The organism is Brucella daejeonensis (assembly GCF_014199265.1).
GTDB lineage: Bacteria > Pseudomonadota > Alphaproteobacteria > Rhizobiales > Rhizobiaceae > Brucella > Brucella daejeonensis.
Genome location: NZ_JACIJG010000005.1, coordinates 155,124 through 168,141 on the forward strand (window position 1 = coordinate 155,124; position 13,018 = coordinate 168,141).

Here is a 13,018-nt window from a genome sequence, read left to right on the forward strand (position 1 = left end):
GGCAAGGCGTTAAACAGAAGTGAACATTGGGAGTGACTGCTGGAAAAGCTAAGCAATTTGTTTACCATAACGCTCAAATCGCGTGGCGCGGATGCCACGCTGGTTGCTTAAGTAAACAGAATTTAACCGCAACGCTTGCTTGTATGGAAAAACCGGGTATGACGGTTATATCTGTACGTGCTTTTCTGGGTTGATCGCCCCGGGGACAGAAAGAAACGAAGGTTCGGAAAGCCTATGACGGCAAGTTCTAAATTCTTTGGCGCCGCTTCTGCGCTCGCCATGTCGGTGGCTCTTGTGGCTTCGGGTACTGCTGCACTCTCGCTGGCTTCGGTCAATGTGGCTGAGGCTGCCGTCGTCAGCCGTGTCGAAGTGCGCGGTAACACTCGTGTCGATGCCCAGACGATTCGCGACAATATCGAGATCCGCCCGGGTAAGGCGTTCAGCAGCTCGGATATCGATGCTGCTGTGAAGCGTCTCTTCGCGATGGGGCTGTTCTCGGACGTTCGTATCAATCAATCGGGCAGCACGCTCGTCGTGAACGTTACCGAGCGCTCGGTCGTCAACAACGTTCTTTTCCAGGGCAACAAGAAGGTCAAGGACCCGGATCTTGCCCGCGCCGTGCAGCTCAAGCCGCGTTCGCCTTATGATGCAGCGACGATGGAATCCGATATCGAGGCCATCAAGGGTGCTTATGCGCATGTCGGTCGCAGCGATGCGACTGTCAATGCGCGCACTGTTGATCTGGGTCAGGGGCGGGTAAACGTCGTTTATGAAATCAATGAGGGCACGCGCACCAAGATCGCGAATGTTGATTTCGTCGGAAATCAGGCGTTCAGCGCGCGTCGGTTGCGCGATGTTATCTCGACCAAACGGTCGAACCCGCTGTCGTGGCTGACCCGTAATGATGTTTACGATGAAGGTCGTTTGCAGGCTGACGAAGAAACGCTGCGCCGCTTCTATTACAACCGCGGTTATGCCGATTTCCGCGTCGTTTCGTCGAATGCGGTTCTCGATCCTTCCACGAACGAGTACACGATCACCATTATGGTCGATGAAGGTCAGCGTTACACGTTCGGCAATGTGAGTGTCGAAAGCACCGTTGATGGTGTTGACGGGCAGGCTCTCGACCATCTCGTGAAAACCCGTACCGGCAAGCCGTACAGCGCCAAGGCGATCGAAGACTCCGTTCTGGCCGTCACGGAAAATGTGGCTGGCAGCGGTTATGCTTTCGCGAAGGTGGAGCCGCGTGGCGACCGCGATTTTGAAAACCACACCATTTCGGTCGTTTATAGTGTCGATCAGGGTCCGCGCGCTTACATCCAGCGCATCGAGATTCGCGGCAATGACAAGACGCGTGATTATGTAATTCGTCGCGAGTTCGACATGAATGAAGGTGATGCCTTCAATCAGGTCATGGTCCAGCGTGCGAAGCGTCGTCTTGAGGCTCTGGATTTCTTCCAGACAGTCAATATTTCGACCGCTCCGGGTTCCGAGCCGGATCAAGTTGTTCTGGTCGTCGATGTCGTTGAGAAGTCGACCGGTGAATTCTCGATTGGCGGCGGTTATACGACTGGTGGTGAGACGCCTGGTGCACAGGTCGAAGCTGCTATCACCGAGCGCAATTTCCTCGGTCGCGGTCAGTATATCCGCATCAGCGCCGGCGCCGGTCAGGACGACATGCGTAACTACGGTCTGTCGTTTACCGAGCCGTATTTCCTGGGTTATCGCCTTTCGGCAGGTTTCGACGTATTCCGTCGTACGTATCGCGTGAATGACGACTACGATGTCGAGCAGACCGGCGGTTCAATCCGGTTCGGGCTTCCGATCACGGATAATTTCTCGGCAGGCATCGCTTATAATCTCGTTCAGGAAAAGTATGACCTTTATCATTCCGGCGGGGATGATTATTACGCACCGGCATTGCTTGATGCGGCAAAGAACAGTCCGTGGCTCCGCTCGTCGATCAGCTATTCGCTGACCTATAATTCCATCGATGACATGAAGAGCCCACATGACGGCATCTATAGTAAGTTCACGCAGGAATTTGCAGGGCTAGGTGGTGACGCCAAGTATATAAAGACAACCGCCAAGGCTAGCTATTACCGGACACTTTCTCAGGAAGCTGATATTGTCGGTTTGGTGGGTGTCGGCGGTGGCTATATCCATGAATTCGGCGACGACGGTGTCCGTATTTTCGATCTGTTCAAGAATAATTCGGATATTATTCGTGGCTTCAAGTTCAACGGTATCGGTCCATATCAGGAATCCAAAAGTGGTAAGCGTTATTGGGTCGGTGGTACGACCTATTTCAACGCTTCGGCAGAAGTTCAATTCCCGATGCCACTTGTGCCGGAAAGTCTCGGTATTCGTGGTGCTGTTTTCACCGATGCGGCGATGTTGTTTGGAAACGACGATTTGTTGGGTGATTCCCCGGTCTATGGCGACGACAAGAAGCTTCGCGCTTCTGCCGGTGTAAGCTTGATGTGGGCTTCGCCATTCGGTCCGCTGCGCTTCGACTATGCATTCCCGATCGCGAAGGCTGACACCGATAAGGTGCAGAACTTCAACTTCGGTGTTTCGACGAAGTTCTGATAGATTTGCCTTTTCCCGAGGCGTTCGCGCCTCGGGGAAGAAAGTGTTTTGATGGCAGATCCCGTTTTTTTCCCGCCTTCACGTGAACTCACGATAGGCAACGTGGCAGACTTTACCGGTGCAAGGCTTCGAGATTCGAAGCTTGCACCGCGTTTGGTTGCGAGTCTTGCTTCGTTGAAAGATGCTGACGAAACGGCTCTTGTCTTTGTAGAAGGCAAGAAGAACGCAGAAGCTCTCTTATCGATCAATGCCGCGGGTGTTTTGTGCACTGAAGCCATGGTCGATAGCGTTCCCTCGCATATCGCGGCTCTTATCACACGCAACCCGCAACGGGATTTTGCTTCCGTTGGACGCATGTTGTTTCCCACCTCCGTTCGGCCGGTGAGCTGGTTCGGTGAGGTCGGAGTTTCTCCGTCCGCGATCATCCATCCCACTGCCCAGATCGAAGATGGCGCTACGGTGGAAGCCGGTGCCGTCGTTGGCCAGGGTGTTACCGTGGGAGCCGGTACGCTGATTGCTTCGACAGCGGTCGTTGGTGAATACAGTCAGATTGGCCGCAACAGCTATATCGCTCCAGGCGTCACGGTTCAGTGCGCTTTCATCGGCAATCAGGTTTCACTGCATTCGGGCGTGCGTATCGGACAGGATGGCTTTGGTTACGTTCCAGGGCCTGCCGGTCTGGAGAAAGTACCTCAGATCGGTCGTGTCATCATTCAGGACAATGTCGAGATAGGTGCTAACACGACAATCGACCGTGGTTCGCTTAACGATACGATCATCGGCGAGGGCACCAAGATCGATAATCTGGTCCAGATCGCGCACAATGTTCGCATCGGACGCTTCTGCATTATCGCAGCCCATTGTGGAATTTCGGGCAGTTGCGTCATAGGTGATCAGACCATGCTCGGCGGACGTGTGGGGCTGGCCGATCATTTGATTATTGGCTCGCGCGTGCAGATTGCCGCAGCCAGTGGCGTTATGAATGACATACCCGATGGTGAGCGCTGGGGCGGTATCCCAGCGCGTCCGATCAAGCAGTGGTTCCGCGATATTGCTAATATCCGTAGCATCGGGCAATCGAGAAAGGAGCAATCCTCTGATGAGTGATGCAAATCAGACGAAGCTGGAAGCAGCAGACATTCAAGACCTTCTGGCTGTGCTCCCGCATCGTTATCCGTTTTTGCTGATTGACCGTATCGTCGATATCGACGGCGACGTTTCTGCGACCGGCATCAAGAATGTCACGATCAACGAACCGCATTTTACCGGGCATTTTCCGGAAAAGCCGATTATGCCGGGCGTGTTGATCATTGAAGCAATGGCTCAGACCGCAGGCGCTATCTCGCTGCTCCAGCGCAAGACCGGACGCCCTGGCGTTGTCTATTTCATGACGATCGATAATGCGAAATTCCGCCGTCCGGTTGTGCCGGGTGATCGGTTGTTGCTTCATGTAAAGAAGGTCAAGCAACGCGCAAATATCTCGAAATATGAATGCGTTGCCGAAGTTGATGGTGTAAAGGTTGCGGAAGCTGAAGTCGCTGCCATGATCAGCACAGCCGACGAAAGCCAGTGAGCATATTATGAAAGAGACATTCATTCACCCCACCGCTCTCGTAGAGCCGGGCGTGGAACTGGGGCAGGGCGTTTCTGTCGGCCCGTTCTGCCATATTCAGTCAGGCGCTGTTATTGGCGATAATTCCGTGTTGATGAGTCATGTCGTCGTTACCGATGCGACGACATTGGGGGCGGGCGCCAAGGTTTATCCACATGCAGTGCTGGGCTGCGATCCGCAGAACAATAAGCATAAGGGTGGCGCTACTGCGCTCAATGTAGGGGTGAACTGCCTCATCCGTGAAGGTGTGACCATGCATCGTGGATCGGATAGCGCACGCGGTTACACAACCGTCGGTGACGATTGTTCGTTCCTTGCCTATGCGCATGTAGCGCATGACTGCGATATCGGCGATCACGTCACCTTTTCGAACAATGTCATGATCGGCGGTCATACGACCATTGGCCACCATGCCATTCTTGGCGGCGGCGCGGCCGTGCATCAGTTTGTTCGCGTCGGCCATCACGCTTTTGTCGGCGGGATGGCTGCCGTGGTGGGCGATCTCATTCCATACGGTATGGCTATCGGCGTTCATGCTCATCTGGGTGGGCTGAACATTATCGGCATGAAGCGTTCCGGGATGGAGCGTAAGGAGATCCATAATCTTCGCCATGCCGTCAAGATGCTGTTTGACCGGACGAAACCCGTTCGCGAGCGTGCGCAAGATGTTCTGGCCGCGATTCCGGGTTCACCGGCTGTCGCCGATATGATCGGTTTCATCAGCACCGATACCAAGCGCGCTTATTGCACGCCGCCGCTCGATGAGGTCCATGGCGGGGCCGGGCATGACAGCGGCGAAGATTGATATATCCTCACGTCTCGCGGACGACGCGGGACGTGTCGGCATTATTGCCGGCAATGGATTGTTACCGATCAAGGTTGCTGAAGCGCTCGAGGCTTCCGGTAAAGCGCCTTTTCTTGTTCCTTTGCGTGAAGAAGCCGATCCGGTGCTCTACGATTATGAGCATCAGGAAATATCCGTTGTGGAGTTTGCCAAACTCGTGCGCTCTATGAGGGATGCCGGCGTTCGGCGTGTCGTTCTGGCAGGCGGCGTGCGTAGCCGACCTCATATCAGCGATCTGAAACTGGACTGGCCCACCTTGCGCGCGGTGCCTTTTGTCCTGCGCGCCCTGGGACAGGGGGACGATGCTTTACTGCGGGCCTTTATCGGCCTTCTGGAGTCGTTCGGGTTCAAGGTTGTCGGGGCTCATGAGGTGGTGCCGGACCTTCTTGCGCCTTTTCCTCCGTCTGTCCTTACGCGATCGATGCCGGATAAGCGCGAACGCCACAATATGGGGCTTGCGATGGAATCGGCGCTCCGTCTGGGTGATCTGGATGTCGGGCAGGGCGCAATCGCTGTCGGTGGCCGTGTGGTCGCCCTTGAAGGTGCCGAAGGCACCGATCAGATGATTGAACGTGTGCGTGAATTGCGCGCTGTAGGGCGAATTCCGAGACGTGGCGGCGTCCTTGTTAAAATGGCGAAGCCCAGGCAGGATGAGCGGGCAGACCTGCCAGCTATCGGGGTCTCCACGGTGGAGAATGCCGCTAATGCCGGTCTTGCCGGGATCGCGGTTGAAGCGGGTAGAACATTTATCCTCGGCTTCGGTGAGACTGTGGCCAAGGCAAACGACAAGGGGCTCTTCATAGAGACGGTCAGTCGTCAAAAAAAGGATGAGCAAGGGTGAGCACAACCAGCCGGCCATTGAAAATAGCGATCGTGGCCGGTGAGGAGTCCGGTGATCTTCTGGGTGCCGACCTTATAGATGCTCTGCGGGAACAGACAGACCGTCTTGTTGACATCGTTGGCGTGGGTGGCGACCACCTGGCGGACCGCGGATTGAAAACATTCTTCGATCCGCATGAGATCGCACTTATGGGGCTGGGGGCAATCCTCAAGAATCTGCCGGGATTGGTTTTGCGCATTGGGCAGACAGCCCGGCGGATAGTTGCTGAAAAGCCTGACTGCGTTATCCTTATTGACAGTCCCGAATTCACGCATCGTGTCGCGAAGAAGATAAGGACTATTGCTCCTTCTATCCCCATCGTGAAGTATATCGCGCCCAGCGTATGGGCATGGCGTCCAGAGCGCGCTCGGGCAATGAAGGCTTACTTCGATCATGTGTTGACCGTGTTGCCCTTCGAGGTCGAAGTCATGCGGCGCCTAAGCGGACCGGAGGCGACCTATGTGGGACACCGGCTATCGAGTTTCGATCCTGTATTGCAGGCCAGGTCAGCCCTGTTGACGAGGGAGAGGGAACGTTCTGCAACTGGCAGACAAACGTTGCTGTTGCTGCCCGGATCCCGCCGAAGTGAAATCGAATTGCTTATGGAGCCGTTCGGTAAAGCAGTAGAGGAACTCGCTGCGCGCGTGGAAAAGCTGGAGGTCGTTTTGCCGACCTTGCCGCGTATCGAAAAGACGGTTCGGCTTCTATCGAAAGACTGGTCAGTCAAACCGCTTATCGTTCTGGGCGATGAAGAAAAGTGGAAGGCATTTTCCCGTGCCGATGCTGCCTTGGCAGCTTCAGGAACTGTTTCGCTGGAGCTGGCGTTGTCGCGCATTCCTTGTGTACTCGCATATAAGGCGGACTGGTTTGCCCGCAAATTTCTTATGCCGAAGATCACGATCTGGAGCGCCGCCCTGCCGAATATCATTGCCGATGAACCGGTCGTTCCTGAATATTTCAACGAATTTGTTCGTCCTGGTATGCTTGCACGCAATCTGGAGAGACTCATGCGACCGGGTGCGGCGCGTCAGGCACAACTGGACGGTTTTGACCGCGTTGCCAGCATAATGTCCACCGAACGCCCTTCCGGTGAAATTGGCGCACGCGTGATCCTTGAGCTCGCGACAGGCGCCAAGACGCAAAGCATTCATACTTGAGCACTTCGCCGTGGCGCATTGTCTTTCGTGAAGGATGCCGAGCGTCGTCTGCAGCTTTCATTTCAGGAATAGCCGGCGAACGACTGAAACAAATATCCATTTCCTGATAAAAGAAAACCCGGTGCCGTGGGCACCGGGGTTTTTGATTGGCTATGCGAAAGATTTACTTGCGCTTTGCGACCGCTACGTAATCGCGTTCGGGAGCGCCGGTGTAAAGCTGGCGCGGACGGCCGATCTTCTGCTGCGGATCCTCGATCATTTCCTTCCACTGTGCAACCCAGCCAACGGTGCGGGCGAGGGCGAAGAGGACCGTGAACATTTCGGTTGGGAAGCCGAGCGCCTTCAGGGTGATGCCGGAATAGAAGTCGATGTTCGGATAGAGCTTCTTTTCGATGAAATACGGATCGGTCAGAGCGATCTTTTCGAGTTCCATTGCTACGTCGAGCAGCGGATCGTCCTTGATGCCCAGTTCGCCGAGAACTTCATGGCAGGTCTTCTGCATGATTTTCGCGCGCGGATCGTAGTTCTTGTAGACGCGGTGACCGAAGCCCATGAGACGGAACGGGTCGTTCTTGTCCTTGGCGCGGGCAATATATTCCGGGATGCGATCCACGGAACCGATTTCAGCCAGCATGTTGAGGGCAGCTTCATTCGCACCGCCGTGTGCCGGACCCCACAGGCACGCAACGCCTGCTGCGATACATGCGAACGGGTCGGCTCCGGACGAGCCGGCAAGGCGCACCGTAGAGGTGGAAGCGTTCTGCTCATGGTCGGCATGGAGAATGAAGATGCGATCCATTGCGCGGGCGAGAACAGGATTTACCTTGTAATCCTCGCATGGGACGCCGAAGCACATGTAAAGGAAATTCGATGCGAAATCGAGATCGTTCTTCGGATACATGAACGGCTGGCCGATATGATACTTATAGGCCATGGCTGCAAGCGTCGGTACCTTGGCGATCAGGCGGATCGAGGCGACCATGCGCTGATGCGGATCGGTGATATCGGTCGAGTCATGATAGAAGGCCGACAGCGCACCTACGCAGCCTACCATGACGGCCATTGGGTGAGCGTCACGACGGAAACCCGTGAAGAACTTGGTCATCTGTTCGTGAATCATCGTGTGGCGCGTCACACGATAATCGAAGTCCGACTTCTGGGTAGCGGTTGGCAGTTCACCATAGAGCAGCAGGTAGCACGTTTCGAGAAAGTCGCCGTGCTCGGCAAGCTGGTCGATGGGGTAACCGCGATAAAGCAGCGTGCCTTCATCGCCGTCGATATAGGTAATCTTGGATTCACACGACGCGGTCGAGGTAAAGCCCGGATCGTAGGTGAACATCTGGGAGTTCTTGTAGAGTGGACCGATATCAACGACGTCTGGTCCGACAGTGCCTTGTCGTACAGGCAGATCGAATGTTTTGCCTTCAAGTGTAAAGCTGGCTGTCTTATCTGACATCGTGTTTCCTTTCATGTCCACTTCGCCGCCCGCACGACGGCAGAATTTTCATCGTTGTTATAATTTGTTTTTATCTTTTGGTGCGGCTTCCGCACTAAAGCGGAAGACCAACGGGTTTTAACGCATTATCTTAACGATTTTGCCCGCCAAACTATCCCAAACGGTTCGTGATGCAATGCGTAATTTGAACTATTTACGCCGGTTTTGTCACGTCGGCGTGAATGGGATAACCTTAACCGATTTGATCGCGAATACGCCCGAGCGACTCCTCCCGCCCAAGTACGAAAAGCACGTCGAACACACCCGGAGATGTGGCGCGGCCTGTCAATGATGCGCGCAAGGGTTGCGCGATCTTACCGAGTTTCAAGCCGGTCTTTTCAGCGTAAGCCCGAACCACTGCATCCAGCGCTTCGACTGTCCATTCGCTTGCCGCCTCCAGATCCGGGAGTACGGATTTTAGGACGGCTTTGCCTTCGTCGTTGAGAAGCGAGGCGGCTTTTTCGTCCAGGATGAGCGGACGGGCGGCGAAGATGAACCTGGAACCGTCCGCCAGTTCAACAAGCGTTTTGGCACGGTCCTTCAGGCCGGGCATTGCCGCAAGCAATTGCGCGCTTCGCTTGTCGTCGAGAGCATCGGCGATTTCCTTGCCGCCTTCGATCTCCGGCAGAATAGCGACGAGCGCGTCGAACAGGGCCTTGTCGTCGCTGGAACGCATATAGACGCCGTTGATGGCTTCCAGTTTCTGGAAGTCGAAACGAGCGGCGCCCTTGTTGATGTCCTTGACGTCAAACCATTCGATCATCTGCTCGGTGGACATGATCTCGTCATCGCCATGGCTCCAGCCGAGACGAACCAGATAGTTGCGCAAGGCCTCCGGCAAATAACCCATGGCACGATAGGCATCGACACCCAGAGCGCCATGACGCTTGGAGAGCTTCGCGCCGTCGGCGCCGTGGATGAGCGGGATATGCGACATCTGAGGAACTGCCCAGCCCATCGCGTTGTAGATGACAGTCTGTCGCGCAGCGTTGGTCAGATGATCGTCACCACGGATGATGTGCGTGACACCCATGTCGTGATCGTCGACGACAACGGCGTGCATGTAGGTCGGCGTACCATCGGAACGCAGGATGATGAAATCATCGAGATCTTTATTCGGGAAACGAACGTTACCCTGCACGGCATCCTGTACGACGGTTTCTCCGTCCTGTGGCGCCTTGATTCGAACAACCGGTTTTACGCCAGCAGGCGCTTCCGATGGATCGCGATCACGCCAACGGCCATCATAGCGTGGTGGGCGGCCCTCTGCGCGTGCCTTTTCGCGCATCGCTTCCAGTTCTTCAGTTGTGGCATAGCAGTAATAGGCCTTACCAAGAGCCACCAGCTCTTCAGCGACTTCACGATGACGCGGCGCGCGCTCGAACTGGGAAATTGCCTCGCCGTCCCAGTCAAGGCCAAGCCAGGTCAAACCATCGAGAATGGCGGCGGTAGCTGCTTCAGTGGAGCGCTCCCGATCCGTGTCTTCGATGCGCAGCAGCATCTTGCCGCCGTTATGCTTCGCATAAAGCCAGTTGAACAAAGCAGTGCGCGCCCCACCAATATGAAGATAACCCGTGGGCGAGGGGGCAAAACGGGTGATGACCGGTTTCGACATGATGGCTCCACTATGTCATGCGCCTTTCGAGAGCGGCGGCAGGTGCCGGGGCTGGGCGCAAACTTGAATTCTTTACCTGCGCGATATGAATCGGCAGACGATCAGGGTTTCTAAGGCGAAACCCTCTCGATTTCGGCTGGCGTTCATGTAGCATAGGCACGAATGTGTGCAAGGGCTTCGCGCCCCTTTCACGAAGTTGCGCCATCGTTCTTTCGGATACTTTGGCGATCTAACGCTCACTTTTGCAGTCAGGCGGGGGCATGACGGGCATCAGAGATGCAGATGAAATAAACGAGCGGGCGCTTGTACGGGCAATTCCCGACGGCGATATACGATCTCTTTTGCCCACCCCCTGGCCTCATGACAGGATTGGACTGCCCGTCAGTCCGCCTCGAAAACCCGATGCGCCAGATTCGTGGGAGCGGTTCCGTTCGATACTGCGCGTAGTGACGAATTGGGCCAGAGCCGCCATCGAAACAGAAACCGGGCGAGGTATCTTCTTTCTCTTGTTGCCGGTGATGGCCGGATGTGGAGCGATTGTCTACTTCACGCTTGGATTTGAACCAGCGTGGACCCCGTTGCTTTCCATGCTTGCAATATCCGTCATATCGCGGATTGCATCGCGCAAGCACTATGTCGCGGCGCAGCTTCTGACACTTGTTGTGGCGCTGATATCCGGTCTCGCGCTTGGCAAGCTCGAAACTGAGCGACGGGCGACGCCCATGCTGGGCTCGGACGTTGCCACGCGCGTAACGGGTCGGGTCGTTGCTCTCGAATATCAGGACAATGGCAGTTGGCGCATTACGCTCGACGTGTTGCGCACCGAACGCCCGAAACTCCGTTTTCCGCCGGAGCGTATTCGTGTCAACGCACGCGATATTCCCGCTTTGACTTCCATCGGTAGCGGTCTCAATGGATTTGTCCGGATGCGAATTCCTTCCGGCCCGGTGCGACCTGGCAATTACGACTTCTCGTTTCACGCCTATTTCAATGGAATTGGAGCCAACGGGTTTTTCCTTGGAACGCCGAGGTCAGTGTCCGTTCCACCGCCGGGCAAGCTGACCGGCGGAGTTTCGCAGTGGATTGCGCAACTGCGTGTGCGGGTGTCAGAGCGGATCGAAGAGGTGATTGGCGGAGAAGACGGCAGCGTCGCTTCGGCTCTGGTGGCAGGAACCCGCGCCGGGATCAGCGAGCAGACAAATGACGACCTGCGCAAGGCGGGACTTGCTCATATTCTGTCGATTTCCGGTTTGCATATGGCGCTTGCCGCCGGTGTCGTCATGCTAACGCTTCGCTCGGCCTTCGCTCTGTTTCCGGCTTTCAGTGTACGGCATCCGGTAAAGAAGTATGCTGCGTTTCTCTCACTTTTGAGCTGTACCTTTTATCTTGCGATGTCGGGCGCGGATGTAGCTGCACAACGAAGCTATGTCATGATAGCCGTCATGCTCACAGCATTGTTGGTCGACCGGGCCGCAATCAGTATGCGCAATCTCGCCATCGCGGCTATCGCCATGATCGCGATCTCGCCGCACGAGATACTGGGACCCAGCTTCCAGATGTCGTTTTCGGCGACTGCGGCGCTGATTGCGGGTTATGGATGGTGGAGCGAATACAATGCCAAGAAACATTCAGGCGGAGAAAAACGTAGCAAGATTGCACATGGAATCGTCGGGAAAACGCTGAAGCTACTGGGCGGAACCGCTGCCACGTCCCTTATCGCCGGACTGGCAAGTGGAGTTTTTGCGGCGTATCACTTTAACAATACCGCTCCACTGGGTTTGATCGGCAATGTTCTGGCGGTGCCTGCCATATCGATCCTCATTATGCCATTTGCCGTTTTCAGTCTGGTCTTGATGCCGTTGCAACTCGATTGGCTGCCATTACAGGTCATGGGTGGCGGAATCTTGATAGTCCGGCACATAGCGGCATTTGTGGCGGCATGGTCACCCGATGGGAATCCGGGAGCGATGCCCGTTCTCACCTTACTGCTTTGGTCGGTCGCGCTGGTCTTGGCCGTCGTGCTTTCGACCCGGCTAAAACTGTTCGCTCTTCCTTTTGTCATTGCCGGCTTCATTACGTTCGCCAGCGAGCCTTTCCCGGATATTGTCATTTCCGAAGATGCCAAACTGGTGGGGGTGCGGCTGGCGGATGGCCGCATTGCGCTCAATCGAAATCGCCCGTCAAAATTCACTACCGATAACTGGAAGGCGGCCTATCTGGTTCGTGATTTCATCGGGCCAATGCAAGTTGAAAACAAGACACAGGCGGAAACGGAAGGATTCGAGTGTGAAGAAGGTCTTTGTGCAATGCCCCTGCGGGATGGTCGCACACTTGCCTATACCGCGGATGCAGGAATGCGGGAGGTCGCCTGTAATGTCGGAGATATCGTCATTCTCGCAATTCCGGGTAAAAAGCCTGCTTGTGAGCGTTCGTCCATCTTGAGTATCAGTAAACGCGACCTGGCGTTAAAGGGTGCTGTGGAAATACGGCTTGGTGCCGTCCAAGAGCAAAGCCGTGTTCCGAAAGCCATGCCGGCAAATATGTCTACTGCGAGAAAAGCCGCGCTCGGTCTACCGACTCAGCAGCAAAATCATGACGACAGGCTGACTTTTGCTGTTGGAATACCAATCCGTCCATGGCATTTGCATCGCCTTTATTCCCGTCAGGCACGTGGTTTGGCCGACCGAGAATACAAATCCAAGGCCACTTTGAGAAGAAAATCCGCAAATTGTCAGGCAAACTCGGACGACAAACCAGCACACTGTAATTGAGTCGTGGGACTATCATCGGTAAATTGCCATCCCGCCCCACTTCTTTTCCCGA

The 13,018-nt window shown here is 55.3% G+C and carries 9 protein-coding genes; 7 read left to right on the forward strand and 2 right to left on the reverse strand.

Annotation, left to right across the window (positions count from 1 at the left end; all coding sequences use genetic code 11):
• The first annotated feature begins 234 nt into the window (after window positions 1-234).
• The 6 genes from bamA to lpxB are packed head-to-tail and all read left to right on the forward strand — an operon-like array spanning window position 235 to window position 7,085.
• A complete protein-coding gene (gene bamA, locus FHS76_RS08190; protein WP_183650563.1) occupies window positions 235-2,592 on the forward strand; it encodes an outer membrane protein assembly factor BamA in 2,358 nt (785 codons plus the stop codon).
• A 51-nt stretch (window positions 2,593-2,643) separates the two neighbouring features.
• Window positions 2,644-3,699, forward strand: a complete 1,056-nt coding sequence (lpxD, locus tag FHS76_RS08195; RefSeq protein ID WP_183650566.1) for a UDP-3-O-(3-hydroxymyristoyl)glucosamine N-acyltransferase — start codon at window positions 2,644-2,646, stop codon at window positions 3,697-3,699.
• Window positions 3,692-4,165: a 3-hydroxyacyl-ACP dehydratase FabZ gene (gene fabZ, locus FHS76_RS08200; protein WP_183650569.1), complete on the forward strand. Its 474-nt coding sequence runs from the start codon at window positions 3,692-3,694 to the stop codon at window positions 4,163-4,165. The genes lpxD and fabZ overlap by 8 nt, the downstream gene beginning before the upstream one ends.
• 7 nt (window positions 4,166-4,172) lie before the next feature.
• Window positions 4,173-5,009, forward strand: a complete 837-nt coding sequence (lpxA, locus tag FHS76_RS08205; RefSeq protein WP_183650572.1) for an acyl-ACP--UDP-N-acetylglucosamine O-acyltransferase — start codon at window positions 4,173-4,175, stop codon at window positions 5,007-5,009.
• A complete protein-coding gene (locus FHS76_RS08210) occupies window positions 4,990-5,889 on the forward strand; it encodes an LpxI family protein (protein WP_183650575.1) in 900 nt (299 codons plus the stop codon). Before lpxA ends, FHS76_RS08210 begins: the two co-directional genes overlap by 20 nt.
• Window positions 5,886-7,085, forward strand: a complete 1,200-nt coding sequence (gene lpxB / locus FHS76_RS08215) for a lipid-A-disaccharide synthase (protein ID WP_183650579.1) — start codon at window positions 5,886-5,888, stop codon at window positions 7,083-7,085. The genes FHS76_RS08210 and lpxB overlap by 4 nt, the downstream gene beginning before the upstream one ends.
• A 163-nt stretch (window positions 7,086-7,248) precedes the next feature.
• Here the strand turns inward: lpxB and gltA are convergent, their stop codons facing one another.
• Complete coding sequence (gene gltA / locus FHS76_RS08220) at window positions 7,249-8,541, reverse strand: citrate synthase (RefSeq protein ID WP_183650582.1); 1,293 nt, start codon at window positions 8,539-8,541, stop codon at window positions 7,249-7,251.
• 232 nt (window positions 8,542-8,773) lie between these two features.
• Window positions 8,774-10,195, reverse strand: a complete 1,422-nt coding sequence (gltX, locus tag FHS76_RS08225; RefSeq protein WP_183650585.1) for a glutamate--tRNA ligase — start codon at window positions 10,193-10,195, stop codon at window positions 8,774-8,776.
• A gap of 260 nt (window positions 10,196-10,455) precedes the next feature.
• Between gltX and FHS76_RS08230 the strand changes: the two genes are divergently transcribed.
• Entirely contained in the window at window positions 10,456-12,966 is a 2,511-nt protein-coding gene (locus FHS76_RS08230) for a ComEC/Rec2 family competence protein (protein WP_183650588.1), read from the forward strand.
• Window positions 12,967-13,018 lie beyond the last annotated feature (52 nt).